27 protein-coding genes are annotated in these 24,757 nt (G+C 49.7%); 20 read left to right on the forward strand and 7 right to left on the reverse strand.

The window, feature by feature from the left end:
• The 10 genes from ACQY8X_RS15355 to ACQY8X_RS15400 form a co-directional block, all read left to right on the forward strand.
• On the forward strand, nt 1–460 hold a 460-nt coding region (locus ACQY8X_RS15355), incomplete at its 5' end, for an aldehyde dehydrogenase family protein (protein ID WP_428036021.1).
• Between the two features lie 257 nt (nt 461–717).
• Nucleotides 718–1,107, forward strand: coding sequence for a 5-carboxymethyl-2-hydroxymuconate Delta-isomerase (locus tag ACQY8X_RS15360; RefSeq protein WP_428036022.1), 390 nt, complete (start codon nt 718–720; stop codon nt 1,105–1,107).
• Between the two features lie 261 nt (nt 1,108–1,368).
• Complete coding sequence (locus ACQY8X_RS15365) at nt 1,369–2,241, forward strand: delta-class carbonic anhydrase (protein ID WP_428036023.1); 873 nt, start codon at nt 1,369–1,371, stop codon at nt 2,239–2,241.
• 271 nt (nt 2,242–2,512) lie between these two features.
• Nucleotides 2,513–2,887: a VOC family protein gene (locus tag ACQY8X_RS15370; RefSeq protein WP_428036024.1), complete on the forward strand. Its 375-nt coding sequence runs from the start codon at nt 2,513–2,515 to the stop codon at nt 2,885–2,887.
• A 411-nt stretch (nt 2,888–3,298) separates the two neighbouring features.
• Nucleotides 3,299–3,754 carry a DUF2127 domain-containing protein gene (locus ACQY8X_RS15375; RefSeq protein ID WP_428036025.1) on the forward strand — a complete coding sequence of 152 codons (456 nt, stop codon included), beginning with the start codon at nt 3,299–3,301 and terminating at the stop codon, nt 3,752–3,754.
• 163 nt (nt 3,755–3,917) lie between these two features.
• Nucleotides 3,918–4,466, forward strand: a complete 549-nt coding sequence (locus tag ACQY8X_RS15380; protein WP_428036026.1) for a hypothetical protein — start codon at nt 3,918–3,920, stop codon at nt 4,464–4,466.
• Between the two features lie 77 nt (nt 4,467–4,543).
• On the forward strand, nt 4,544–4,918 hold the full coding sequence (locus tag ACQY8X_RS15385) for a hypothetical protein (RefSeq protein WP_428036027.1): 375 nt from the start codon (nt 4,544–4,546) through the stop codon (nt 4,916–4,918).
• Between the two features lie 127 nt (nt 4,919–5,045).
• Nucleotides 5,046–5,240 (forward strand): cysteine-rich CWC family protein, encoded by a 195-nt coding sequence (locus ACQY8X_RS15390; RefSeq protein WP_428036047.1) that lies wholly within the window; start codon nt 5,046–5,048, stop codon nt 5,238–5,240.
• A gap of 102 nt (nt 5,241–5,342) precedes the next feature.
• A complete protein-coding gene (locus ACQY8X_RS15395; protein ID WP_428036028.1) occupies nt 5,343–5,606 on the forward strand; it encodes a hypothetical protein in 264 nt (87 codons plus the stop codon).
• 122 nt (nt 5,607–5,728) lie between these two features.
• A complete protein-coding gene (locus ACQY8X_RS15400; protein WP_428036029.1) occupies nt 5,729–6,208 on the forward strand; it encodes an N-acetyltransferase family protein in 480 nt (159 codons plus the stop codon).
• A 51-nt stretch (nt 6,209–6,259) separates the two neighbouring features.
• Here the strand turns inward: ACQY8X_RS15400 and ACQY8X_RS15405 are convergent, their stop codons facing one another.
• On the reverse strand, nt 6,260–6,733 hold the full coding sequence (locus ACQY8X_RS15405; RefSeq protein WP_428036030.1) for an NYN domain-containing protein: 474 nt from the start codon (nt 6,731–6,733) through the stop codon (nt 6,260–6,262).
• Between the two features lie 73 nt (nt 6,734–6,806).
• A complete protein-coding gene (locus ACQY8X_RS15410; protein WP_428036031.1) occupies nt 6,807–7,745 on the reverse strand; it encodes a LysR family transcriptional regulator in 939 nt (312 codons plus the stop codon).
• Nucleotides 7,746–7,849: 104 nt separating this feature from the next.
• Here ACQY8X_RS15410 and ACQY8X_RS15415 point away from each other — a divergent pair, with 104 nt between their 5' ends.
• The 6 genes from ACQY8X_RS15415 (at nt 7,850) to ACQY8X_RS15440 (ending at nt 15,733) form a co-directional block, all read left to right on the forward strand.
• Nucleotides 7,850–9,187, forward strand: coding sequence for an aspartate aminotransferase family protein (locus ACQY8X_RS15415; protein ID WP_428036032.1), 1,338 nt, complete (start codon nt 7,850–7,852; stop codon nt 9,185–9,187).
• Between the two features lie 75 nt (nt 9,188–9,262).
• Nucleotides 9,263–10,753, forward strand: coding sequence for a CoA-acylating methylmalonate-semialdehyde dehydrogenase (locus ACQY8X_RS15420; RefSeq protein WP_428036033.1), 1,491 nt, complete (start codon nt 9,263–9,265; stop codon nt 10,751–10,753).
• A gap of 83 nt (nt 10,754–10,836) precedes the next feature.
• Nucleotides 10,837–11,790, forward strand: a complete 954-nt coding sequence (locus ACQY8X_RS15425; RefSeq protein WP_428036034.1) for a DNA ligase — start codon at nt 10,837–10,839, stop codon at nt 11,788–11,790.
• A gap of 238 nt (nt 11,791–12,028) precedes the next feature.
• Nucleotides 12,029–12,511: a Crp/Fnr family transcriptional regulator gene (locus ACQY8X_RS15430; RefSeq protein ID WP_428036035.1), complete on the forward strand. Its 483-nt coding sequence runs from the start codon at nt 12,029–12,031 to the stop codon at nt 12,509–12,511.
• A 309-nt stretch (nt 12,512–12,820) separates the two neighbouring features.
• Complete coding sequence (locus ACQY8X_RS15435; protein ID WP_428036036.1) at nt 12,821–13,279, forward strand: DUF4231 domain-containing protein; 459 nt, start codon at nt 12,821–12,823, stop codon at nt 13,277–13,279.
• A 159-nt stretch (nt 13,280–13,438) separates the two neighbouring features.
• Nucleotides 13,439–15,733, forward strand: a complete 2,295-nt coding sequence (locus ACQY8X_RS15440) for an HET-C-related protein (RefSeq protein WP_428036037.1) — start codon at nt 13,439–13,441, stop codon at nt 15,731–15,733.
• 49 nt (nt 15,734–15,782) lie between these two features.
• Here ACQY8X_RS15440 and ACQY8X_RS15445 read toward each other — a convergent pair whose 3' ends face one another.
• From ACQY8X_RS15445 to ACQY8X_RS15460, 4 genes are all read right to left on the reverse strand, one after another.
• The gene (locus tag ACQY8X_RS15445) at nt 15,783–16,745 is read right to left on the reverse strand and encodes a DMT family transporter (protein WP_428036038.1); all 963 of its coding nucleotides are present in this window, start codon (nt 16,743–16,745) and stop codon (nt 15,783–15,785) included.
• Nucleotides 16,746–16,820: 75 nt separating this feature from the next.
• Nucleotides 16,821–18,329, reverse strand: a complete 1,509-nt coding sequence (locus tag ACQY8X_RS15450; protein WP_428036039.1) for a Na+/H+ antiporter NhaC family protein — start codon at nt 18,327–18,329, stop codon at nt 16,821–16,823.
• Between the two features lie 161 nt (nt 18,330–18,490).
• Entirely contained in the window at nt 18,491–19,774 is a 1,284-nt protein-coding gene (locus tag ACQY8X_RS15455; RefSeq protein WP_428036040.1) for an NAD(P)/FAD-dependent oxidoreductase, read from the reverse strand.
• Nucleotides 19,775–19,954: 180 nt separating this feature from the next.
• Nucleotides 19,955–20,893 carry a LysR family transcriptional regulator gene (locus ACQY8X_RS15460; RefSeq protein WP_428036041.1) on the reverse strand — a complete coding sequence of 313 codons (939 nt, stop codon included), beginning with the start codon at nt 20,891–20,893 and terminating at the stop codon, nt 19,955–19,957.
• A gap of 204 nt (nt 20,894–21,097) precedes the next feature.
• On the opposite strand from ACQY8X_RS15460, the gene ACQY8X_RS15465 reads away from it, so the two are divergent.
• Genes ACQY8X_RS15465 through ACQY8X_RS15480 form a run of 4 tightly spaced genes read left to right on the forward strand, consistent with a single transcriptional unit; the run spans nt 21,098 to nt 24,467 of the window.
• Nucleotides 21,098–22,114 carry a TRAP transporter substrate-binding protein gene (locus tag ACQY8X_RS15465; protein WP_428036042.1) on the forward strand — a complete coding sequence of 339 codons (1,017 nt, stop codon included), beginning with the start codon at nt 21,098–21,100 and terminating at the stop codon, nt 22,112–22,114.
• Nucleotides 22,115–22,173: 59 nt separating this feature from the next.
• Entirely contained in the window at nt 22,174–22,713 is a 540-nt protein-coding gene (locus tag ACQY8X_RS15470) for a TRAP transporter small permease subunit (protein ID WP_428036043.1), read from the forward strand.
• Nucleotides 22,703–24,025, forward strand: a complete 1,323-nt coding sequence (locus ACQY8X_RS15475; protein ID WP_428036044.1) for a TRAP transporter large permease — start codon at nt 22,703–22,705, stop codon at nt 24,023–24,025. The genes ACQY8X_RS15470 and ACQY8X_RS15475 overlap by 11 nt, the downstream gene beginning before the upstream one ends.
• Before the next feature lie 10 nt (nt 24,026–24,035).
• Entirely contained in the window at nt 24,036–24,467 is a 432-nt protein-coding gene (locus tag ACQY8X_RS15480) for a universal stress protein (protein WP_428036045.1), read from the forward strand.
• 10 nt (nt 24,468–24,477) lie between these two features.
• Here ACQY8X_RS15480 and ACQY8X_RS15485 read toward each other — a convergent pair.
• The coding region (locus ACQY8X_RS15485) for a LysR substrate-binding domain-containing protein (RefSeq protein WP_428036046.1) at nt 24,478–24,757 on the reverse strand (280 nt) is incomplete at its 5' end.

Genomic DNA, 24,757 nt, shown 5'->3' on the forward strand with positions numbered 1-24,757 from the left:
CTTCGAAATTGCTAAGCAGGATGGTGCGACCATCGCTGTCGGTGGCAAGTCTCTGCGGGATGAGATGGGCCCTGGTAACTTTGTGACTCCAACCCTGTTTGTTGACGCGAAGAACACTATGCGTATCGCTCAGGAAGAGATCTTTGGTCCGGTTCTGACCGCGATTGAGTTCGAAACCGAAGAGGAAGCTGTTCAGCTGGCTAACGAAACTGTTTATGGTCTGGCTGGCTATATCTGGACCAGCAACACCGGTCGTGCAATGCGCATGGCTCACTCAGTTGAAGCCGGTATGCTGTGGGTTAACTCAGAAAACAACCGTAACCTGCCATCCCCGTTCGGTGGCGTTAAGATGTCGGGTATTGGTCGTGACGGTGGTGACTGGAGTTTCGATTTCTATATGGAAACGAAGAATGTGTGTATAGCACATGATACGCATAAGGTCCCTGTCCTCGGCCGCTAATCGTCTAAGCTACTGCGCTTGATCATACGGCGTTGGAAGCAGGTTCAAAGTGCTCATTTAGCAGACTAGACTGCGCGCTTTTCACCTGCTTCCGCCTTGTCTGATCTGCGCTCGTGACGCTTAGACAAGCTATTGCGTTTGGCTACACTGCCTTAAAGCTGGTTTAGAGTAATCTTAGCCAGCTTTTGATTTTAAGTGCTATGAGCCTGATGCGTAGATCTATAAATTAGATAGATTGATTAAACAGAGGAAACTTTATGCCTCATTTTATTATGGAATACTCAGCCAACCTGGATGATGATCTGGATATCCCGGCGTTGTTTGAGAAGTTAAACGCTACTGCGATTGCCACCGGGGTTTTCCCGATTGGTGGTATTCGCAGCCGGGCGATCCGCTGCGAGCACTTTCGGGTAGGCGAGGGTGATCCGGACAATACCTTTGTGCACCTGACCGCTAAAGTGGGGTCTGGTCGTCCGCCTGAAGTGCTTAAAGAGGCTTCTGATAAGATCTTTGAGACCTTCAGTGAGTGTCTTAGGCCGGTGTTTGACCGCCGCTGGATGAGCGCGGGTTTCGAGATGATTGAACTACACCCGGAGCGCAACTACCGGATGAATAACATTCACAAGAAGCTTGCCGATAAAGCTTAAAGAGTGAATATTCCCAGAGTAAATTTCTGAAAAGCAGCGGGCAATCAACATTGCCCGTTTTTTTATGCAGACATCCTCTTTGTAGGGTAGGGTGTCCGAATCGAATTGTGTTTCCCGGCAACCCATTGCTGCGTTCTGTCTTCATACTTTGACTGCTAACTCCCTATGCATCTCGTTTTGGTGGGTCCCTGCGTTTACTTTGAGATCAGTGTTGGTAAAAGTAACATCTGTTCCAATACATATAACAATAAGGGTATATTCATGAAAAGAAATCTGTTTCTCATTCTTGCAGCTACGGCAATCGTTCCCTTTAATGTCGGCGCTAAGGACACTCATTCAGAAGGTCACGGAGCCGTTGTAGCCGATGCTGTTATAGCTGAGCAAAGAGCTAGTCTGGCGATGAATACCGAAGGGAAAGGTTTCGGACCTCAATCACCCCGGGATATTGATTCACTGGTCGGAACTAACCCGGTTGTTTTCAATGCTGCTCCTGCTTATACAGAGATGAACCTCTGTAATATTCATTTTCATAAGAATGCAGAACATAAAGGTGGCGAGTTCACTGAGTATGCTGGAAATGGGGATGGTCATGGCTATCAAAGTGGCTATAAGTATACCGGGCATCTGACCGCGGCAGAGCTGACCCCTCAAAAGCATGCAGCCTGCCCGAGCGAGCATGGTGGTCTCTATCCGGGTGATACGATAGAAGTTCATTACGTACACTCTACAGCTCAGGTAAAACCCGGGCCAACACTGGGCTCGTGCCTGAATGACTCAATTAATAACCCTCAACTGCGTGTTGAGACACAGGTATATGTTCTGGTCAGTGATAAGAACGCGGCTGATTTCGGTGATCTGACAAAAGTCGAGCAGAAGGGCGGGTTATATCAGGCATCCCACATTCCAGAGAATACTGGCAAACCCATTCAATATATAGGCTCAACGACAGGACCTGGTTACAACGAAAAAGGGTCTCCTTATCAGGTATCCTGGAGTGTTCGTCCGAAGGTGACGAAAGTGAATATTGAGACGGTTGCCGAGTGGTGCAAAGGCAACACCTTCGATGAAGATCATGCCCACGGGGTGAGAAATCTGGTTGTCAATCCAGTCCTGTTATCTGGCAGCACGCAATAGTCATAATTGTTGATTACAGTGAAAAATCACCGGACGCTGTTCAAGCGTCCGGTGATTTTTTGATAATGTTAATATCCTGGATTGAAGATTCCTGATTCTGTTCTCACTTCATTCACCTGAAGATTATCGAAATCGCTTTTCTAAGAGAGACCTGCCGGCCTTTGAGTGGCTTTCGTTACCTGTATGAATCAATGATGATATCTGTTAATTTTTTATTAATGGGTCATTCATTTCGGTCTATGAGACGTTATCAAACATCAGGAATAACACTATGAATCAGCATGAAAAGATCAATTACGTTGAGTTTCCTGCTTCTGATTTACAGGCAACTAAAGATTTTTTCTCCACTGTTTTCGACTGGGTCTTTGAAGACTATGGGCCAGACTACTGTGCCTTTGGGAATCAGGGGCTTGAGGGTGGCTTTTTCAAATCCGATCAAAAATCCTCATCAGAGAATGGTGCTGCTTTAATCGTGTTTTACAGTTCGGACTTAGAAGGTACATTGCATAAAATTGAAAGTGCTGGTGGACAAATCAATAAGCCGATTTTTTCTTTTCCAGGAGGCCGGCGTTTTCATTTTATTGAACCCAGTGGTAATGAACTGGCTGTCTGGTCTGATCATGAGTCTTGTTTGGCTGACGAGTGAAACGGGTCTCGCATCCTGCTTCGCTTCAACTCACTGGTATCTGCCAGGGCTTTTCGGTAAGGTCAAACCTTCTGAAGCTGGACTATCACTTTTTTGCTGACAGTCGGTGACCATTTAATTTTCCATCTAATATCGATAGAAACTGAGCGTTATCAGAAGCGTTCACCACGATATGGTTTCTCTTAGCCGGCTAAAGCGCGACGATGAAGGTTTAGTCCGGCTCAGACATCCAGAACTGTGTTGTGATGGGTGGGAAAATAGTGCGAATAGATCGTTTACAGATAATCGATAGACTGTTGAGTAGAAATGAGTTTATCCGGATCATCGGAGTAGGGCGCCTCGTTCGTGCCAATTTGTGTGAAATTAAAGGGTGTTGATCCCTTTAGTTACCAGCCTGACTTTAAGGATCATATGTTTGATACAGCCAATGGGTTGAAAGTAATAGCACTGCTGGAGGCGACTAAAGGGGTTCTCTCCCTGCTGGTTGGATTTGGTATCCACGCGCTGGCGGGGGACAATATTCAACAGATGCTGGAATCTCTGCTGTCCCACCTGCATCTGAATCCCGCCAGTCATCTTCCTGCAATTCTTCTGCATGAAACAACGCTGCTGACCCCATCTAACCTTACCCTGATTGCGCTAGGAGCGTTAATCTACGCAGTGGTTCGGCTCATCGAAGCTTATGGCCTCTGGCACGGGTTGGTATGGACCGAATGGTTTGCCCTGCTGAGCGGCGGCATCTACCTGCCTTTTGAAATCTACGAACTGGTTGTTAGTCGAAACCTGTTGAGTATCGCTGTGCTGGCGGTCAACCTGGCGATTGTCTGGTATATGTACTCGCTGCTTATGAGAAAGAAGCACGTTTAACGTTAAGGTGCACCGCAGAGTGTTTGAACTGAGGGTTTAAAGCGCAATCACTCCAGTAAAAAATGCTAAAACAGACCGGAATAGTCGTGGTAGATAAATATTTTTATGCCAGAATAGCTAATCTGATTGTCTCGTTAAAAGCAAATAGGGAAGTTGAGAAGAAATGAAAAAACTTGCAGCAGTGTTAGTTGTCTGTTTGGTGCTACCCGGTTGTTTGGTTATTAGACCCGATACTCCCAGTTATGCAGATGCGCCGAAACCGTCCATTAATGCCAGTCTTGCAACGGTATATACTTACTATCATGGCCAGCCGGGTTCGCGCATCGGTTTCACAATCAATGGTAAACCATATTTTGAGGCATACTGGGATACATATTCATGGGTTCAATTAAATCCGGGAACTTATATATTTAAGGCACAGCCTGGATTTTGGGATCTCGATTTAGCCGCATCTGCTAAGAATAGTACGGCAAACCAATCCGTCGAAACCACTTTGAACGTGGAGGCTGGCAATACCTACTATCTTGAACTAACTGAACGAGGCGAATTTACCGGAACATCTATGTCAGTGATTGGAAGTACGCCAGTATTTGAGCCCGAATACACAGAGTATGGAAAGAGTCTCGTACTTGTTAAGCCTGAAATTGGTGAAATATCACTAAAGCAAGGTGTCTATATCCAGGCTTCAAGTAATGCTGGCTCTAACGATTAGTCATCCATAGAGTGCATCTGCTGGTCTTGATTCGCTTGCTGTTGTTCAAAGCGTTAGGTCTCAAGTAGGAATGGATTATGTTATTAAGGCCCCTCGTTTCTTTAGTCTTCAGTGTTCTTGCGCTCGTCTGTACTATTGCTGCGATGACTGCATTCTTAAATAATGATGGTATCAGTACCACTCTGGCAGGCAGGCTGACTGCTCCTATCCAGTCGATGCATGAGCCCTCGCCCTGGGTGTTGTTCAAGGTGGGAGGGAGGCGTTTTGGTGAAGATGAAGCTATCTGTATAACGATGATACTGGCTTCTGTCTTTGATTTAGTCGCTCTGATTATGTGTATTATTGCAGCAAGCCATCGTCAGTTTAGGCTGACATATGGAGTGACGTTCTTATTGTCTGTGTCGGCCTTTGCCCTCGGTTTCTTTAATCTGAGGCATCTCATCAATGCCTGACAGGCACCAGCAGATCAGATTTTTGCTAGTCCTGGATTTGCATATTCGGGTAGGCAAAATAGCCTGGACTACAAACAGCATTAGGTCTTTAAGTTGATAGAGGCATTTTTTGAATACTCACTCAGACATGATTGATTCACATCTATGCCCTTTGTGTCATCAGGACAATCAGTGTGGGAACCTGTCTTCGTGTGGCTCTGATAAAGGTTGTTGGTGCAGTTCTCCTGACATGGCTTTTCCGGATTCGTTATTAGATCAGGTGCCTGAAGCGGCGAAAGGGAAGGCATGTATTTGCAAATCCTGTGCTTTGGTAAATAGTTAAATAACTATACTAGACTGGCCGGAGTTACTTGATCTATATTCAGCGATGCGGGCAATCAGATGCGCTTCTTTCGCCTGCCACTAAAAGCCTGAGGGATTGGTAATGCCTAAAAATACGCACAGACGAAAAGCATCTGCTCACTCTAAATCAAGAGCTGTTAAAAGTGTCAGGCGATCAGGGATGAGAACTTCAAGCCCTAAATTGTGGGTTTTACTGGGTGCATTTTTTGTTGCGTTAGGTGTTTATCTTCTGGTGTTCAAATCTCACGGTGGCGCAATGTCGGGCTTTGCTATGCTGTCGATTATTACCGGTGTGGTGACCGCTATCATTGCCAGTTTTTCTATATCTAAGAAAAAAACTGGTTAGATCGGTGCAATGCGAGAAATAAAAACCTGCTATTGTATGGCTTTCAGCTCTGGTAAGCCGCTGTTACCGGACATTCACAATGCTTTATTCGCAACTTGGCGATTATATTTCGGGGGAGATGAATGATCAGAAAGATGACGAAATCAGATTTTGAATCGTTTTGGTCTGTGTTCTCAAATGTTATTCAGGCGCAGGAAACCTACGCATTCGCCCCGGATATGACGCTGGAGGAGGCATATCATCTGTGGTGCGAAATGCCTTTGAAAACCTATGTGTTTGTAGAAAACGATGTGGTTTTAGGCTCCTACTACATTAAGCCAAATGCAATGGGGCCGGGTAAGCATATCTGTAATTGTGGTTATATGGTTGCCCCTGAAGCAAGAGGTAAGGGTGTCGCCCGCAAAATGTGTGAGCACTCGCAACAGCAAGCAGCTTCACTGAACTTTGAAGCGATGCAATTTAATAGTGTGGTGTCTACCAATGAAGTGGCCGTCCAGCTTTGGCAAAAGCTGGGCTTTAATATTATCGGTACGATCCCTAAGGGTTATAAACACGGAAAACTTGGCTATGTTGATAGCTACGTTATGTACAAACAGTTATGAACACATAGCGATTGTTTGTAGCAAATGACGAAGTCTCGTCTGCTAACTGCTTCAAAGAAGCATCTCTTCTCCGATAGGAAAAAACTCAGTCGCAGAGCTGATCAGGGAGTTAGCGGTCAGGGCAGGCACGCCATAGACCTGCGCTTTCACACCATATTTCTGTTTAACCCTCTCCAATAAAAGATCATAGTCGCCATCGCCGGATAGCAGGATAATGGTATCGACGTCTGGCGCGGTGTCCATCACATCGATGGCGATGCCGACATCCCAGTCGCCTTTGGCGGAGCCGTCACTGCGCTGGATGTAGGGCTTCAGTTTGACGTTGAAGCCGATATGCTTCAGGGCGTTCTGAAACTTGAGCTGACTGTCATCACCGCGATGGATAGCGTAGGCATTAGCGATGATTATCTCACCTTCAGCACTAATTTTTTGCCACAGTTTGCGGTAGTTAAACTGCCGCCCATAGGCCTGACGGGTGGTGTAATAGATATTCTGCACATCCACAAAGACAGCGATCCGGTTCACAGGTGTTCCTTAAGCTTTTAATCTTTTTCTAGCAAGCGGCGTAGCCGCGTCTAACCACCAGCAAGTGACGCAGTCACGTCTGGCTGCTACTTTTTGGCTGCTTTTCCAACTCCTCCATAAACGCATCCCGGATGAGGTTGTTGCGCGCGCCCTTGCGGGTGATAGCGGTATAGTGGGTGGTAAAACTGCGTTTTTCCGGTTGAATCGCTTTAAGCCGCCCCTCTCTGAGCCACTGTTTGGCGTAATGGGTGGGCAGAAAACCGATAAAGCTGCCGCTGAGAATGAGGAAAGCGATTCCTTCACGATCAGTAGAGCTGGCACTGGCTTTGAGCAGCGCTTGTTGCTGCTTTATCTCCGCTGACTGTGGGAAGGCTGGTAGCACTGCATCATATTGAGACAGTTCGCTATCACTCAGGCCGCTGTTGTCGCGATCAAATAGCGGATGTTCGTTGCTGCAATAGAGTACCGACTGTTCGTCATACAGAGGATAGTAGTTAAGTCCTGGCAGACTGCGCTGTTCTGATACCACGCCGACCAGTAGCTGACCGTCGAGTACGCCGGATTCTATATCCTTGGGCGGAATCATGCGGATATTGATAATCACTTCCGGGCCCCGTGCTTTGAGAGCTGCCAGCGCGCGGGTAATACGCATTTGTGGCACAGTGACCATATTGTCGGTGATGCCGATATTCAGTTCACCTTTGAGCTCGGTATTGATGGCATTGATCCGGGCGCGGAAGTTTTCCAGCCCTCCGAGTAGTTGCAGAGTGGCGTCGTACACCTCTTCACCCTGTTTTGTCAGGGCAAAACCGGCACGTCCCCGGTTACAAAGCCGCATATTGAGCAGGCTTTCCAGTTCAGAGATGGCTAGACTGATTGCTGGACGGCTGATATTCAGTTCAACCTCTGCGGCAGAGAATCCGCCACTTTCCACAACCGCTTTATAGATACGCAGCAGGCGAATATGGGCATCGCCAAGCTGACGGGGTAACAGGTTTTCAGAACGGCTCATTTATACGTAATCTATTGGTTAACTTAGAATTAATATTTGTGAATTTAATAAACTTAGTCTGTGGCGATAATAGAGTCAACAAGTAATAACCCGAGAATAACATTATGACTGATGATCCAAAGCGTTGCGGCCTTACTCAGGAGCAGCTTGATGCACACTGGATGCCTTTTACTGCTAACCGTAGTTTTAAGCAGGACCCGCGATTGATTGTGGCGGCAGAGGGTAACTATTATACCGCTGCTGATGGCCGGAAAATTTTTGATGGTTTGTCGGGTCTGTGGACCTGTGGTGCCGGACACAGTCGCCCGGAAATTACCGAGGCGGTGAGTAAACAGGTGAAAGAGCTGGATTACTCTCCGGCGTTTCAGTTTGGTCATCCAAAATCATTTGAGCTGGCGCACCGGATTACTCAGTTGATGCCTGAAGGCCTGAACCGGGTGTTTTTTACCGGTTCCGGTTCTGAGTCTGTTGAAACTGCACTGAAGATTGCCCGGGCTTACTGGCGTAAAAAAGGTCAGGGCGGTAAGACCCGTCTGGTCGGCCGTGCTAAGGGGTACCATGGGGTTAACTTTGGTGGTATCAGCGTCGGTGGTCTCAGCCCTAACCGGGCGATCTTCGGTCAGGGGATCGATGCGATCCATCTGCCTCACACTATGCTGGAAGAGAACCTGTTCACCCAGGGGATGCCTGAAACCGGTGCCCATCTGGCAAATGATCTGGAACAACAGATCATGGTGCACGATGCGTCGAATATCGCCGCAGTAATTGTCGAGCCGATGGCCGGTTCAACCGGTGTTATTCCACCTCCGGTGGGTTATCTCAAACGTCTGCGGGAGATCTGTGATAAGCACAATATTCTGCTGATCTTTGATGAGGTTATCACTGCGTTTGGTCGTGTCGGCTCCAGTACCGGGGCAGAAGAGTTTGGTGTGACCCCGGATCTGATGACGGTTGCCAAACAGCTGACCAACGGTGTGATTCCGATGGGCGCTGTTATCGCTAAACAGGAGATCTACGACACCTTTATGGCGGAGGGTGGCCCTGACTATATGCTGGAACTGCCACACGGTTATACCTATTCAGCCCATCCGGTCGCCTGTGCTGCCGGTCTTGCGTCACTGGATCTTCTCGCTAAGGACAAGCTGATTGAGCGGTCGAAGTCGATTGCACCTCAGTTCCAGGAGATGGTCCACAGCCTGAAGGGCACGAAGTATGTGTCTGATATCCGTAACTACGGTCTGGCTGCCGGTCTGACCATTGAGGCTGCCCCGGGTGAGCCTGCATTGCGCCCCTATCAGATCGCGATGAAGTGCTGGGAGAAAGGTTTTTATGTTCGCTACGGTGGCGATACCATCCAGCTGGGTCTGCCGTTTACTGTTGAGGTGGAAGAGATTGACCGGCTGATTAACGCGCTGGGTGAGTCGATCAACGAGCTGAGCTAAGTGCCCGTTTTTGATTGAGTTGTATTGATTTTACTGCGTCACTGGCGCAGTAATACAGAGTAAAGAGATATTATTATGACAGTTGTAGGCCATTTGATTAACGGTGAGATGCGCAGTGATGCCGTCCGTACACAACCCGTATATAACCCATCCACCGGTGAAGAGAGCAAACAGGTCGCGCTGGCATCGGTAGCCACCGTGGAAGAGGCGATTGCCGCAGCGGAACAGGCGTTTCCTGCCTGGCGTAACACCCCACCGGCAAAGCGTGCCCAGGTGATGTACCGTTTTAAAGCGTTGCTGGAAGAGCATGCCGATAAGATCTGTCAGTTGATCGGCGAAGAGCATGGCAAGATCGCCCATGATGCCGCCGGTGAGCTGCAACGGGGTATTGAAAATGTTGAATACGCCTGTGGTGCACCTGAACTGTTGAAAGGCGAGCACAGCCGCAATGTTGGCCCCGGTATCGATTCCTGGAGTGAGTTTCAGCCACTGGGTGTGGTGGCGGGTATTACCCCGTTCAACTTCCCGGCGATGGTGCCCCTGTGGATGTACCCGATGGCGATTGTCTGCGGTAACACCTTTGTGCTGAAGCCTTCTGAGCGTGATCCGTCCTCAACCATGTTTATCGCCCAGTTGCTGCAGGAAGCGGGTCTGCCAAACGGTGTGATCAACGTGGTTAACGGGGATAAAGAAGCGGTAGACGTCTTACTGACCGATAGCCGGATTAAAGCGGTCAGCTTTGTCGGATCAACACCGATTGCGGAATATATCTACAGCACGGCGAATGCCAACGGTAAGCGCTGTCAGGCATTGGGTGGTGCTAAAAACCATGCGATTGTGATGCCGGATGCGGATATGGACAACGCGGTCAACCAACTGTTGGGGGCGGCGTTTGGCTCCTCTGGTGAGCGTTGCATGGCATTGTCTGTCGCCGTCGCGGTGGGTGATGAAGCGGCGGATACCCTGGTGGCGAAGATGCGCGCGGCGATGGAGCCTCTGAAAGTGGGTGCTTACAGCAATCGTGAGAATGACTTTGGTCCGGTGATCACCCGGGCGCATCAGCTGAAAGTAAACGGTTATATCGATAGCGCTGAAGCCGATGGTGCGAAGATTGTTGTCGATGGTCGCAATCCCTCCGTTGAAGGTTTTGATGGCGGTTTCTTTGTCGGAGCGACACTGATCGATGCGGTGACCGCTGATATGCAAAGCTATCAGGAAGAGATCTTTGGCCCGGTGTTGCAGGTTGTACGTGTCAATACCATGGAACAGGCGATGCAACTGATCAATGACCACGAATATGGTAATGGTACCTGCATCTTTACCCGTGATGGTGAAGCCGCACGTTACTTCTCGGACAATATTCAGGTGGGTATGGTCGGCATCAACGTGCCCCTGCCGGTGCCAGTGTCTTATCACAGCTTCGGTGGCTGGAAACGTTCACTGTTTGGTGATCTGCACGCCTACGGTCCTGACGCGGTACGTTTCTACACCAAGCGTAAGACGATTACGCAGCGCTGGCCGTCCAGCGGTGTTCGCGAAGGAGTATCTTTCTCTTTCCCTAGTTAATCCCATAGGGCCTCAGTTTTACATCTGGGTTTCATTTGTTCGTGAGATTTTGCCGGTCCAGTTAATACTGGGCCGGCTTTTTTATGCATCAATTAAATTTTCTGCTAGGGTTAATTATCAACACGCTTCATGGACGAAGTCCTGTTTATCTGCTCAGGGAGGGCGAAATGGTGTTTATCCGTTACTGTCATATCTTATTTAGCAGCCTGATCGTTGTGGTCAGTTTTCTAGTTGTGTCGCCTGGTTTTGCCGATAAGCCAAAACTGCAGCTGGCGACAATCTATCAATCGGGTTCTGATATCTCTGCTTACTGGGTAAGTGAGAAACTCGATGGGGTGCGAGGTTACTGGGATGGGCAACAGCTGTTAACCCGGCAGGGGTATCCGGTCAGCGCGCCGCAGTGGTTTATTGCTGATTTGCCCCAACAGCCGCTGGATGGTGAATTATGGATAGGCCGGGGGCAGTTTGATGCAGTTTCAGCACTCGTGAGAAGCTCTCCGGGTGATAATCCTGCCCTCTGGTCTCAACAGTGGAGACAAGTGAAATATATGTTGTTCGATCTGCCGGAGTCTCCTGGGACTTTTAGTGATCGACTGATTCAATTGAGAAGCATTGTAAATGATATTGATCGGGACTGGATTCAGCTAATCGATCAGAGGCGGTTAGCCTCTGATACTGAGTTAATGGCTTTTTTGGAGCAGGTCGTTGCCAGTGGCGGCGAAGGGTTGATGTTGCATCATGAAGATGCAATATATAAACAGGGACGCAGCTCGAATTTGCTTAAGCTAAAACTGTGGCAAGATGCCGAAGCGAGAGTAATAGGTTATGAGCCGGGTAAAGGGAAGTATGCTGGCATGCTGGGGGCGTTGCTGGTTGAAACGCCAACCGGAGTGCGCTTTAAACTCGGCAGTGGCTTTACTGATCAGCAACGAAAAAATCCGCCAGAAATCGGTAGTTTGGTAACTTACAAGTACACTGGGATCAACAATAATGGTGTGCCTCGTTTCGCCAGTTTTATGCGGATCAGGCTGTTATAGCGTAAGCTCTGAGGCCGCCTCGACAGACATCACTATCAATTGTTGGTTTGACGGGGCGTTAACCGGTAACCGCTCCGAAAAGCAGTGGTGTTCAACAGTCGGGTTGGTGCCTAACCTACAGACAGGGTCTTCAGTACTGACGGGGGATAATTTCTCGCTATTCCCTTGTGGGTATCTTATATTTTCGTTTTCCATTCTATAATTGTGTTGTCTAATATTGCATTGCGGAAAATTAACCATGAACGTCATATCGTTCGATGAGCTTCAACGACAGTTTCCGGAAGGGTTTTGTCAGCACCTTTCTATGTTTGGCGCCCTGTCGGAAGAGAGCCTCAACTTTTTATTGCAGCAGGGCAACCTGTTAGCGGTACAGGTCGGAGATGAGCTTTTCCGCGTGGGTGATAATTCAGATAAGTTTTATGTGATTATCAGCGGTGCAGTACGTTTTTATCAGCAGCGGGACCATGATGGCGAGAGGGTTCCGTTGCGCCTCTATATGGCTGGAGAGCAGATTGGCTTTGTCGGCATGATCGGGCTGCACGAGCGCCGTGGCGATGCTGTTATCGAAACCGAGGGTTATCTGCTGGAGATCAGTTCTGCACTGTTTCATCAGTTGTGCGAGCAGTATCCGGAGATGTTTATGATCTTCCTGATCAATATTACCCGGGAGATGAGCCGTGAAATCAGTCATCTGGATCAGATGTATGCTGATAAACACTGATCTCCCGTCAGTATCAGCCGGAATCTGGATACGGCAGTTATCTGCGATTTAATGGTCTTTCCTGAAATGGCATAATCTGGCGCTTAACTTGGCAGATAGCCCCCTCAACACGTGCTGTTTCTCCTCTCCTGCATACTTTGATTTTAGCAAAGCCCTGATTAAGCAAAACGCTGAACTATAACTGCCCTGGAGGCAGATTGTATAACCCTGGACTAATATCAAACTATTGTTCGAAATCTGTAATGGCTGAACAGCATAATTAGCCAGGTCTGAAACACTATGCAGACTGGGCTTGTCGGGAGCGACCCTATGGAGCAGCAACAGTTTCTGGTGGATGAACTGAATGAAAAAATTGATATGTTTCGGCGCAACTCCGCAGATCATAAAACACTACACCGCCGGCTGCGCTATGGCTCTTTTGGGCTGACGGCAATGCTCTCAGTCCTTTCGGGTCTGGCTTTGTATATCCCCGCCTATGCAACCCATTTGAATGTCGCGATTCTGGTGTTCTCTGGCACGGCAGGCATTCTGGCGTCGTTAGAGGGACTGCGAAAGGCCGATGAACTGTGGATTCATGAACGGACTACCTATTACTCCCTGTGCGATCTGAAACGTGAACTGCTGTTTCAGGTTAAAAGTGGGTCGCTGCAGCCTGACCGGCTGGAAGCATTTTTTAACCGGTTACAACAGATTCTCAATAACTCAGCAGAAAAGTGGAGTTCGGGGATTGTTCAGGGCCGTCAGACGGAAAAAGTCCCATCCGAATAAAGGGTTATGAGTCGAAGTGATTAGGCGTGATGTGATGATGAATGAAACACCTGTTTGATTTCTTGACAAGACGCCAACCCTCTTCAAAACTTATGGTTCCAACGCTGAATAATAAAAACGGGAGGCAGTACTCTATTCCCATCTCGCAGGGCGCTTGTGATGAATACTGTAACTGTAATTCCCTCCGCAAATCAGCAGCAACAACTGAGTAGTGATTTTTTACGCCAAAGTTATATCTCACTGTTACAAAGCCTTAATGATGAACAGGCATCTGTCTGGCATCAGCAGGTGCTCAGTGATGAGATTACCCCGGCGACAGTGCGAAAAATCAGGCAGGTTATCGGGTTTAGTAACGGTTTGTTTCAACCCCGTTGCCTTATATCCAAAGGTCTGGCGTGTGGTTTTGATAGTCAGCGTCAGCGCATATTTATTGGTGAGGGATATCTCTATCCTGCATTGGTTGATTCTGGCCGTCCCAGCGCCTTGTTAGCGCATATTCTATTGGAAGAGTATGGTCACCTGATTGATTACATTTTGCGTTATCAACTGTCTGAGCTTAAGGGGGATAGCCTGGGAGACGAGGGTGCCCGGTTTGCTTTTGCCATGGCTGATTTTCTTGCGGCTACAACCGCTCAGATCGAATTCGCCGAGTATCGCGGTACAGGGGGGCAGCTGTTGAGTGTTGCATCCACCCAGCTTAAAAATTTGTATACAGCCGGGCAGCGTCAGGCGATGGTGGAAAGTGACCAGCGTACTGGCGACCTTCGTATTGAGTACTTCTCTGCGGGCAGGGGGGACCCGGTGCACAATAAGTTTGGTCACTGGTCTATTGAAGATGCGATGAGCAGTGCCGGCTTTTCTCAGGAGCAGATAGACCAGGTCTATTACGGCAACTGGCTGCGGGATTATTCCCAGGTGGTTGATCCAAAACTGGTCGAGTTTCAGTTTCAGGGGCGGCCATTCTTTACCCGGGCGATGCTCACTGAGGTTGTGCAGCTGTTGGCTGAACTGGAGTTTGAGCCTCAGGGCTTTTTTACCGGGCCACAACGGCAGGAATTTGTTCTGACCGAGGCGCGCTTAGGGCTCTATCGTCCCGAAGAACATATAGATAACCCCTACGGCATAACGGCGAGTCAGATACCCGGTTTTCGCGGAGCCTATAACAGCAGTGAGGGGCAGATCGATCCGCTGCTGTGGCGCAAAAGCTATTTTGATCAATCGATCAGCTATATTGTGTCAGAACTGAATACGGCGGTGAGTGCGGGTGCGACCGCTGAGGGGCGACGTCATTTTGGACAGGCGATGCATACCCTGGAAGACCTGTATGCCCACAGTAACTATGTCGAACTGATCATGGAAGATATCCGTCGTGGGTTGATTCAGGGCGGCGTAACTCCCGCCTGGCCCAGCCCAAAGCTCTGGACGACGGAGGTCAGTGTTAACGGTGCCGATGGTAATCTCAGTGTACCGCCGCTGGTGACTGGAAGCTTTGCCTTTGTTGATACTGTCGCCAGCGTGATCTCGATTATTGAAAAACATTTTGATCATCCTGCGGTATGTACGCCGGGAGAACGGGCGGCGGGAACCCGTATCGCACTGATTATGGTCCGCAACCATGATGCACAGATGGGTGCTACCTTCGAACAGGCGTTGGTGGTTCTCGAACAGGTGCAGGCCGCTTTGGGGCTGGACTGGCTGAGTCAGAAGATCTGTGAGATTAAGCACACGCTGTTTGGCTGGATTAAAGCGTTAATGGCCGCGGCACTCAGAGTGGCGATGAATGTTATCCCGCAGCATCAACAGACGCCGCCAACCGATCCGACCCATACTCAGATTGCTAAAGACCCGGATGACCATCCATTGCACCCTCTGACCGCGAGTGTTGCAAGAACGATGGCCCGGCAGATGTCAGCCCTGATGCAGCAATGCTGGTCGGGCGCGGCGACTGCTGCGCAACTGGAACAGCAGGTACGCCACTACTTTGTTCATCCGTTTCAGGCGGCTGCGCTGGGTAATAGTGAAGTGAATGCATTGCGACAGGTGGTGCAGGGATATATTGATGACACGAGTCATCAGGGGGCTTTACAACGGGCAGCGACCTACGGCGGCCATGAGCATCACCATGCAGATGGTACAACTGAGAACCTGCAACAGCTCTACAACGCCGTTTTAGAAATTTATGAAATAGTCCGGGCCCTCGATCTGTCAGGGACGCGGTTACCAACACTGAGTGATCTGCAAGCGCTGTATCGCTGGAGTGCGGCACAGACAGGCTCTGTTCTGTCGGCCTCAGGTGGGTCTGAGGTTGGCCAGCAGTTACAGAATATAGGTCGCTCTCTGCCGATACTTCGCAGAAGTGGTGGGCAGTCAGGCTCGTTCCTCTCCGGCGCAGGTAGCTCGGGTGTTGGCCAGCAGTTGCAGAATCTTGGTCGGGATCTGACGCTATGGCGATAGTCGCCTTTACTTGCTGGATTTTATGACGGCTATTAGCGCCTTTTTCAAACTACTCTACTGTCGCCGAGGTGGTCTGATCTAACGGTTCTAGTTTAACGTTGTGCTTACGATCACCCAGCTCAGAGATCAGCATCGCAGCGATGATCAGGCCTGCGCCAAGCAGTCCGAGAGTTCCCAGATTTTCATCCAGAATCAGCCAGGCCGTGATACAGGCAAACACCGGCTCGGTAGCAAAAATCAGGGCCACTTTATGCGATTCCAGTCGCTGCTGGCAGGCAGACTGGGCCCAGTAGGCATAGGCTGTTCCAAAAACGCCCGCGATCAGAATGGCACTGATAACAATGGGGTTCATGGCAAGATCCTGCCAGCTAAGCGGTGTTGAGCCCGGATGATAAAATGCCGGGTCAGGGCCTAACAGTATTGCAATAGTGCTGTACAGAGCAACCGCCAGCAGTTGCAGAATGCTCATTGGCACAACCGGGAATGAAGCGACAAAGCGGCCTGTCAGCAGGATATGAATGGCAAAGCCAAATGCACAGACCATAACCATCGTATCTCCATAGTTAAACTCCAGTTTGTCGCCGACGGTTAGCAGATAGAGCCCGGCCGTGGCGACTATCATGCCGATCCAGATGGCGATAGGGGCCCGGTTTCTGAACAACAGAAAACCCAGCAACGGCACCAGCGGAACGGCAAGGCCAGTGATAAAGCCAGCATTGGATACGCTGGTGTAATGCATCCCTTCGGTTTGAGTGTAGAAACTGATAAACAGCAGAAAACCCAGCAAGGCGCAGGCACCGCATAAGCGTAGCCAGCGGATGCCTTGTAGCTGATGGCGTTTGAACCACAGCAGTGGAATCAGTGAGACACCTGCTAAGAGAAAACGAATGGCGTTAAATGTATGCGTGGGGATGGTGTCGATAGCCATATCGATCAGCGTAAATTCAGCCCCCCAGATCAGGCTTACCAATAGCAATAGAATGACTGCTGTCCGTGGAGATTTGATAAGCATGGTGTGTCCTTTAGATAATGCAAAAATGGAGGCTGGGCCTCCATTGACGTTTTTACCGCAATGATATGAACGTGCTTAGCTGGTCACGAAACCGAGAACCAGCAGTGAGATAAACGCAATGACTGCCGCGATCAGTGCATAGGGAATCTGTGTCAGTGCATGTTGCATCGGCGTACAGCCGGATCCCTGCGACGATAATACCGTGGAATCACTGAAAAAACAGGCATGGCTGCCAAATGCTGAAGCGGATAGCAGAGCACCGACGGTCAGTGGCATGGACATATCCAGGCTGATTGCCATCGGAATAACGATCGGCAGGGAAACAACAAAAACTCCCCAGCTTGAGCCGGTGGCAAATACCACCGCTGCCATTGAGGCAAAGACCAGTGCCGGTAACATCTCCTTCGACAGATAGGGGGTCATCGAGTCGATAATGTAGGGGGTCATACCCAGCTGATCGTTGATCTCTTTCACCATGAATCCAGCGCAGACCACGGCGATAGGGTGCAGCATCACTTTAAAACCGTCGAGCATGGAGTCGACCAGCTGACTGAAGGTTAGCAGGCGTTGCAGGAAGTACAGCACCATCGTAAACATGGATGCCACCAACGCCCCCAGCAACAGGTCTATCTCATAGTAAACACTGGCCGCAACCAGTACCGCCATCGGTAGTAGAAAGTTGATCAGCCCGACAATCGGCGCGGTTTTCTTCATTGCTGAGGTATCAAAACCGTCCTGCTGTATACCCTCGGGGATGGGTTGCCCAGCCTGAGCCCGAAGCTCTGCTTTCTTCATCGCCCCAAAGTCGCCGAGAATGCCTGCCGCAACCAGCAATACAACCAGTAAAGCAACCCAGCCGTACATCATATATGGGATAGACTCGATATAGAGTGACATCCCTTTGCCTTCCGTGGCTGCGCCGTTCTCTTCTAACAGTGCCGCAAAGTATACCGCCCAGGTGGAAACTGGCACCAGAATACAGACCGGGGCGGCGGTTGAATCCACCAGAAATGCCAGCTTTTCCCGCGAGATTTTATAACGATCAGTCAGCGTCTTCATCGATGCAGACACCGCCAGGGAGTTCAGATAGTCATCGATGAAGACCATGATGCCCAGTATGCAGGTGGTGAGCATCGTACCGCGTTTGGTTTTAATCCGTTTCGCCAGCATCTCTCCAAAACTGAGAACACTGCCACCCCGTTCCAGCATATTGATCAGGCCGCCCATCATGCCGCAGACCAGTACGATCCAGGCAATGGTTTCATCCATGACGACAGACATAGACAGGTCGCCCAGGCCGCTGACAACATTGCCAGGGTCAAGTAGTAACAGACCGGCGATGATACCGGCAAAAATAGATTCCAGTGGTTTCTTGGTAATAACGGCGACAAACAGAATCAGTAGTGCAGGCAGCAGGCTATAAAAACCATAGGACTCACCGTCGACATGCTGGGTCGAAAGGTAGGCAAAAAATGCCATAATCGCGCCATAGAATAGCAGCCATTTTTGCGGACTGGTTGTCGCTTCCTGGCTTACGCCACCCATCTTGTTCAGACTTTCAGCCTGGGCGAGCTCCGTACTCATTTAGCACCCTTTTTATCATTGTAAGTATTATTATTCAGCCTGCTTGCAGTCGGTTGTTCCAGACTGTTGCAAGAAGCGCTGAATGTTCGCTCTTTTATTGAGCAGTTAAGGAAGGCGCGACCTAATTCAGCCAGCGCCATTTAAAACGAATGGTATTGTGATCAGATGCCCAGCTTGTCACGCAGGGTGTAATACCAGGCCCCCATTGCGGTATAGGGGATACGGAAGGTTCGTCCGCCCGGGAAGGGGTACTGTGGTAACCCGGCGAATACATCGAAGCGTTCCGCCTGGCCCTGAATCGCATCGCAGAGTACTTTGCCCGCGAGGTGTGAACTGGTCACACCGTGGCCACTGTAGCCCTGAGCGTAGTAAATATTATTGCCGATACGACCAAACTGGGGCAGTCGCATCAGTGTCAGCAGGAAGTTACCGGTCCAGGCGTAATCCACCTTAACGCCTTTCAGCTGGGGGAAGGTTTTCAGCATATTCGGGACGATCAGCGATTCAATTTTGTCGGGCTCGCGGGCACCGTAGGTGACACCACCGCCATAGATCAGGCGGCCATCGCCAGAGAGACGGAAGTAATCCAGCAGATAGTTACAGTCTTCGACACAGTTATCCTGTGGCAACAGCGCTTTCTGCTGGGCTTCACTCAGAGGCGCGGTGGTGATCACCTGGGTGCCGCAGGGCATCGCTTTCTGTTCCAGTTTAGGGATCAGTCCGCCGAGATAAGCATTGCCTGCCACAATTACGAAATCCGCGCTGACAGAGCCTTTTGCGGTACTGATGATCGCTTTATCACCCTCCTGAACCCGGGTGACGGCAGAGTCTTCGTAGATAACACCACCCAGGCTTTCCAGTGCAGCCGCTTCGCCCAGCACCAGGTTGAGGGGGTGAAAATGGCCGCCACTCTTGTCCAGCAGGCCACCTTTATAGCGTGTTGATCCAACATGGTTCTGAATAGTGCTGGCAGACAACATCTCCAGCTGGGTATGCCCATGGGCCTCCCAAAGTGCTTTTTTCTGCTCCATCTCATGCAGCTGTTTACTGTTGCAAGCTGCAAAGATACCGCCCTCTTTAAGGTCGCACTGAATGTTGTATTGCCTGACTAAGCGGCGAATGATTTTGCCCCCTTCAAAGGCCATCTTGCCCATCTCGGTGCCGGTATGTTGTCCGTAATGCTTTTCGATAAAGTCGATATCACGGCTATAGCTGTGGACAATCTGGCCGCCATTCCGGCCTGAAGCACCAAAACCGATGCGGCTGGCTTCCAGTACGACAACTTTGAATCCCTGTTCAGCCAGATGTAGTGCTGATGACAGGCCGGTATAGCCGGCACCGATAACGCAAACATCAGCGGAGATATTGTCATTCAACGGTGCGCGAAACGATTTATCGTTTGCAGAAGCGGCATAGTATGACGTGGTGTGAGATGGAACAGCCATAAAAGAACCCTGTATTACGACCCGACCCGGGTATTGCAGATATGTGCCGGGACATAAAGTTGAGGTCCGCAGCTTTCATTATGGCTCTACGATAATAGTTACTTTAAAGAGGAGATATACCTATCAGTGTATAGATTGGGATACGCGGGTGTGCTGCATCGTCAGGGAGCCATATGATAATCAGTAGGGCGGAGCATTCTCCGAATCTTTGTGAATCATTCTGATTGAGTGCAGAAACATATCCCGGGCCCGGTTGGGCTGCGCCGATTTTTTTGAGATAACCGCCACTCCCAGACGAAAATGCTTAATCTGTTGCGCTACAGGCTTTAACAGCCCCTGTTCAACATAGGGGCGAGCCACTTCAGCCGGTAAGAAACTGATATAACAGCCCGACAGCAGCATCGCTATCCGCGATTCGTAGTGGTAGGAGCTGGCAGACAGGTTCATCTGCGCCAGCTGGTGATAGATCTCCTCATGGGGTTTGAGCCCGGCATGAACCAGTTTATAGCTATTAATAAGCTTATCGGTGATCTGCTCGGGCGGAAGATCAAACAGCGGGTGATCTTTGCCGCAGTAAACGTAGTTTTCGTCGGTGAACAGGTGGATATAGTTGAGCCCTTCAAACTTTCGGTGATAGGGGATCATGGCAAGATCCAGCTGATTATTGAGCACCATTTTTTCCATCACTTTCATATGATCAACTTCCACCTGAAGTTCGACATCGGGGGCTTGCTGATAAAAATGGCGGAAGATCTCCGGCAGTCGGAACCGGGCATCGGTGCTGAAGGTATCGCTCAGTGCAATTCTGAGCTTCCCCGCTGGGCTGTCACCCAGGTTATTGATAGTGCTGCGAAACTGCTCAAGGCGATTGAGTAGTTGTGAGGTCTGGTCATAGACAACCTTGCCTTCAGGGGTCAGGGAAAAACCGGCTCGTCCCCGTTTACAGAGATTAATATTGAGGCGGTCTTCGAGGGCTGCAATATGGTTGCTGATGGTGGGGCGGCTGATATTCAGCTCGGTTTCAGCCGCGGAAAATCCGCCGGATTCGACCACAGCTTTGAATATTTTAAGCTGTTTTATCTCAATATCGCCCAGCTGACCCAGTGCAAACTTCGTCATTGTGGCTACTCTGTAGGATGGCTGTTATGAACGGAACGAGAAGGTGTAACCGTTCGTTTTTTTATACCTAATAACGGCCTTTACGTAAAGTTTTGTCAACGTTTGAGTGGATTATTTGTAATTTATCCTACTCCTGTATTTTGTAAGGATAAGGCTACAGAGAGTTTATTCCGCGATATAAAACTAACAATCACTGGGTGAAGTATGATCAAAAACCTTAAGAAAACACTATCCACATCTGCACTGGCTGTCACGCTGGGTCTGAGTACCCTGGCTGCGAATGTGTCGGCTGCAGACTTCAACTGGCGTTTCAGTAACCTGTATGGTCGTGGAACCGCGTTTGGTGAAGTTTATGAGAGTCTGGCTAAAAATATCGAAACCATGTCTGATGGTCGTATCAAGGTTCAGGTTCTGTATTCTGGCGAAGGTGTGGGCACCAGTGGTCTTTTGGGCGCTGTTAAATCCGGCCTGATTACAATGGGGGCACCGTTTCAGTCTATGCACGCGGGCGAGTTGCCAGCGGGTATCGTCGAGATCGGTCTGCCAGGTGGTACTGATGATCCGGCTGAGCTGCAGTCTCTGTTCCATGAAAAAGGCTGGGACAAAGTACTGACTAAAGCCTACGGCTCACAAGGTCTGGTATGGCTTGAGCCATACATCCAGCCACCTGTTTACGTTCTGACTAAACAGCCGATCAACTCCGTTGCCGACTTCAAAGGTCTGAAAATCCGTGCGCCGGGTGCATATGGTAAGTTCCTGCGCAATCTGGGTGCTTCTCCTGTATCCCTGTCCTGGAGCGAGATCTACACCAGTCTGGCAACCGGCGTTATCGATGGTTCTATCGGTAGTAACATGATCGACCATCGCGATGGTAACCACGTAGAAGTGGCTAAGTACATGTACAGACTGCCACTGGCCGGTGCTCAGGTGCTGCCAATCGTTGTTAACCGCAACGAGTGGAAAAAACTGCCTGAAGATCTGCAGGCGGTGGTTCGTAAAGCCACTGAGATCCATGCTGCTGATCAGCTGCGTCTGTCTAAGAAGTGGGAATCTGAAGCGGTTGCTGAGATGGAAGCTAAAGGTCTGCAATGGAGCCCTGAGCCAAGCGAAGCTGACAAGAAAGCCTGGGCTGCTGCCGGTGCTGGTCTGTGGGACGAGTACGCTGCTGCAGATAAGTACAGCAAAGAGCTGATCGATATTCTGCGCGCTAACAGCAAGTAAGCATTTTGAATTAACAAAAAGGGGTGCTGTCGTGCCCCTTTTTTGTTGTAGGTATACCTATGCTTAAAATAATACTGACAAATTTCTGTTATTCCGTTGATTGGGTGGTACGCCAGGCGGGCCGGATAGCGTCTCTTATTATGCCCGTGCTTGCATTGGTTGTGGCATTTGAAGTGTTTTCTCGCTATGTGCTGGGTAAGCCGACTATCTGGGCGTTTGATCTGTCACTGTTTATGTTTGGCTATCTTGCCGCACTGGGTGGGGCGTATGCGCAGCAACAGCGTGCGCATATCAACGTCGACATCCTCTATCTTAAAGTGTCTCATCGCACCCGTTGTGTTTTTAATCTGATCTCATTTTCGCTGGCCATCTTCTTTCTGGTGATCATTGTGATGATGAGCATCGGTAAGTTTGAGGAAGCGATTGAGTTTGATTATCGCCGTCAGAGTGAGTGGGCTCCTCCTATGTACCACTTCTGGGTCATGATGGTTATTGCTTGTGGTCTGTTTATTGCCCAACTGACAAGAGATATGTTGGCAGAGTTGTATTTTCTACTGACTGGGCATGCGCTTATTGAGGAGAACTGTGATGGGAATTGAGCTGTTAACCGTAGTTCTTCTGCTATGTATTCTGGTGTTTTTTGCACTTGGTGCCCAGGTGGGGCTGGCACTGGGGGGCATCGCAATGGCCGTAGGTTATATGACCTGGGGTGATGGCATTTTTAACGTGATTCCCACCACGCTTGAGTCAACCTATTTCAGTTTTATTCTGCTGGCGATTCCGCTGTATATCTATATGGGGCAGTTGCTGACGAAATCGGGCATCGGTGATGCGATGTTTAACTTCAGCCAGATGCTGATTGGCCGGGTGCGTGGTTCACTGGCGATCAGTGTGATTGGCGTCTGCTCTATGATTGGCGCCATGGTGGGTATTATCGGCGCGGGTATTATGACCTCCGGTAGTATCGCTTTGCGGCCAATGCTGGAGCGGGGTTATAACAAACGTCTGGCACTGGGTGTGATCATGGCCGGAGGGGGGCTGGGTATCCTTATTCCGCCGAGCATTCCGATGATTATGTTTGCGGCCTCTACCCAAAACTCCGTAGGCCGGATGTTTCTGGGAGCGATGATGCCTGCGCTTCTGACTGTTGTGATGATGGTTCTTTATGTAGCGATTAGCTGCTGGTTGTTCCCTGACCGTGCGCCACGGGATATGGACAACAAAGATATTGTTAAGCTGGAGGGTAAGGAAAAGTTCCGCATCGCCCGTGATGGCTTGTTCTCCATGTTGCTGATTGTGGCGGTACTGGGCAGCATCATTACTGGTATTGCTACTCCCACTGAGTCGGGTGCTATCGGTGTTGTCGGTGCGATTATTCTGGCGATTGTATTTAAGCGTTTTAAGGTTGAGATGTTCCTGCACTCAGGATTGCAGACTGCGACACTGGTAAGTGTAGCGATGTGGATTATCTTTGGTGCGTCTGTGTTCAGTAACTTCCATCTGCTGATGGGGGTGCAGAGCATGGTGGCTGACTTTACTGGTAAGCTGGATCTGCCGCCGATCATGATCATCATTATGTTCCAGCTGATTATGCTGATGCTGGGATTCATTATTGATGAGTTCATCATCGTGTTGATGTGCGCACCGCTATTTACGCCGATTGCCGTTTCTCTGGGTTATGACCCGATCTGGTTTGGTGTGCTGATGATTCTGAACATTCTGATTGCAGTACAAACTCCCCCCTACGGTTTTGCACTTTTTTACCTCAAGGGTATAGCACCGGCCGGTATCGGGATGTCTGAGATCTATAAATCCGTGACACCGTTTATCATGCTTAACCTGACGGTATTAATTATCTGCATGGTGTTTCCGGAGATCGTGCTCTGGTTACCAAACTTAGTGATGGGTTGAGGAGTTAACCATGTATAGCAATATTCTTATCCCTCTGGATCTTTCACATAAGGAACAGGTGATTGAACTGGCGAAGATCGCCACCGCACTGGCGGCGGGTCATCCTGCTGAAATCAATCTGCTGTATGTTGATCAGAGCTTTGTTCATCGGGCGGGTGATCCTCAGTTTGATAAAACAATCCATGAAGGGCACCGCAAGGAAGCCCTGAAGGAGATGGAAGATCTGTTAAGCAATCTGCCTGAGAATACTCAGGTGAACACTATCTACCGTGATGGTACCGCCCATGATCAGATTCTGGAGACTGCTGAACAACTGGGGTCGGATGTGATTGTGATGATGGCCCGTAAGCCGGGTATCAGCAGTTATTTCATCGGCTCGAACGCTGAGCGGGTGGTACGCCACGCACCCTGCTCAGTGTTTATTGTGCGTTCTGCTGAATGAGAGCGCTGAGTCAGACAGTTGATTCAGCCAGGCATTCGGTAAATAGCTGAATAATGAGCCGGTTGTGCTGTCGGCTACGCCAGAGTGCTCTGAAGGTGTTGGTGTAACCGTAACGCTCCGTTAGCAACGGCCGGAGGTCTTTCTCCAGTCGCCAGTTAGCGACCAGATGGCGGGGCAGAAAGCCCAGATAGTGGCCACTCAGAATCAGGGTGGCCCGGGCTTCCTGGTGATGGGCGATAGCCTGTTTATTCCAGAGCTTCATATCGGCATGGACCTCCCGTCCAGGCATC

Source organism: Amphritea sp., assembly GCF_050300915.1.
Lineage (GTDB): Bacteria > Pseudomonadota > Gammaproteobacteria > Pseudomonadales > Balneatricaceae > Amphritea.

What these genes read in the sequence shown, in the direction of transcription:
- ACQY8X_RS15460 (WP_428036041.1), bottom strand. Translation starts at nt 20,893, where the DNA reads ATGACGAAGTTTGCACTGGGTCAGCTGGGCGATATTGAGATAAAACAG.
- ACQY8X_RS15370 (WP_428036024.1), top strand. Translation starts at nt 2,513, where the DNA reads ATGAATCAGCATGAAAAGATCAATTACGTTGAGTTTCCTGCTTCTGAT.
- ACQY8X_RS15420 (WP_428036033.1), top strand. Translation starts at nt 9,263, where the DNA reads ATGACAGTTGTAGGCCATTTGATTAACGGTGAGATGCGCAGTGATGCC.
- ACQY8X_RS15465 (WP_428036042.1), top strand. Translation starts at nt 21,098, where the DNA reads ATGATCAAAAACCTTAAGAAAACACTATCCACATCTGCACTGGCTGTC.
- ACQY8X_RS15400 (WP_428036029.1), top strand. Translation starts at nt 5,729, where the DNA reads ATGATCAGAAAGATGACGAAATCAGATTTTGAATCGTTTTGGTCTGTG.
- ACQY8X_RS15445 (WP_428036038.1), bottom strand. Translation starts at nt 16,745, where the DNA reads ATGCTTATCAAATCTCCACGGACAGCAGTCATTCTATTGCTATTGGTA.
- ACQY8X_RS15410 (WP_428036031.1), bottom strand. Translation starts at nt 7,745, where the DNA reads ATGAGCCGTTCTGAAAACCTGTTACCCCGTCAGCTTGGCGATGCCCAT.
- ACQY8X_RS15475 (WP_428036044.1), top strand. Translation starts at nt 22,703, where the DNA reads ATGGGAATTGAGCTGTTAACCGTAGTTCTTCTGCTATGTATTCTGGTG.
- ACQY8X_RS15385 (WP_428036027.1), top strand. Translation starts at nt 4,544, where the DNA reads ATGTTATTAAGGCCCCTCGTTTCTTTAGTCTTCAGTGTTCTTGCGCTC.
- ACQY8X_RS15360 (WP_428036022.1), top strand. Translation starts at nt 718, where the DNA reads ATGCCTCATTTTATTATGGAATACTCAGCCAACCTGGATGATGATCTG.
- ACQY8X_RS15430 (WP_428036035.1), top strand. Translation starts at nt 12,029, where the DNA reads ATGAACGTCATATCGTTCGATGAGCTTCAACGACAGTTTCCGGAAGGG.
- ACQY8X_RS15470 (WP_428036043.1), top strand. Translation starts at nt 22,174, where the DNA reads ATGCTTAAAATAATACTGACAAATTTCTGTTATTCCGTTGATTGGGTG.
- ACQY8X_RS15390 (WP_428036047.1), top strand. Translation starts at nt 5,046, where the DNA reads ATGATTGATTCACATCTATGCCCTTTGTGTCATCAGGACAATCAGTGT.
- ACQY8X_RS15365 (WP_428036023.1), top strand. Translation starts at nt 1,369, where the DNA reads ATGAAAAGAAATCTGTTTCTCATTCTTGCAGCTACGGCAATCGTTCCC.
- ACQY8X_RS15450 (WP_428036039.1), bottom strand. Translation starts at nt 18,329, where the DNA reads ATGAGTACGGAGCTCGCCCAGGCTGAAAGTCTGAACAAGATGGGTGGC.
- ACQY8X_RS15415 (WP_428036032.1), top strand. Translation starts at nt 7,850, where the DNA reads ATGACTGATGATCCAAAGCGTTGCGGCCTTACTCAGGAGCAGCTTGAT.
- ACQY8X_RS15395 (WP_428036028.1), top strand. Translation starts at nt 5,343, where the DNA reads ATGCCTAAAAATACGCACAGACGAAAAGCATCTGCTCACTCTAAATCA.
- ACQY8X_RS15375 (WP_428036025.1), top strand. Translation starts at nt 3,299, where the DNA reads ATGTTTGATACAGCCAATGGGTTGAAAGTAATAGCACTGCTGGAGGCG.
- ACQY8X_RS15380 (WP_428036026.1), top strand. Translation starts at nt 3,918, where the DNA reads ATGAAAAAACTTGCAGCAGTGTTAGTTGTCTGTTTGGTGCTACCCGGT.
- ACQY8X_RS15480 (WP_428036045.1), top strand. Translation starts at nt 24,036, where the DNA reads ATGTATAGCAATATTCTTATCCCTCTGGATCTTTCACATAAGGAACAG.
- ACQY8X_RS15440 (WP_428036037.1), top strand. Translation starts at nt 13,439, where the DNA reads ATGAATACTGTAACTGTAATTCCCTCCGCAAATCAGCAGCAACAACTG.
- ACQY8X_RS15455 (WP_428036040.1), bottom strand. Translation starts at nt 19,774, where the DNA reads ATGGCTGTTCCATCTCACACCACGTCATACTATGCCGCTTCTGCAAAC.
- ACQY8X_RS15425 (WP_428036034.1), top strand. Translation starts at nt 10,837, where the DNA reads ATGCATCAATTAAATTTTCTGCTAGGGTTAATTATCAACACGCTTCAT.
- ACQY8X_RS15435 (WP_428036036.1), top strand. Translation starts at nt 12,821, where the DNA reads ATGGAGCAGCAACAGTTTCTGGTGGATGAACTGAATGAAAAAATTGAT.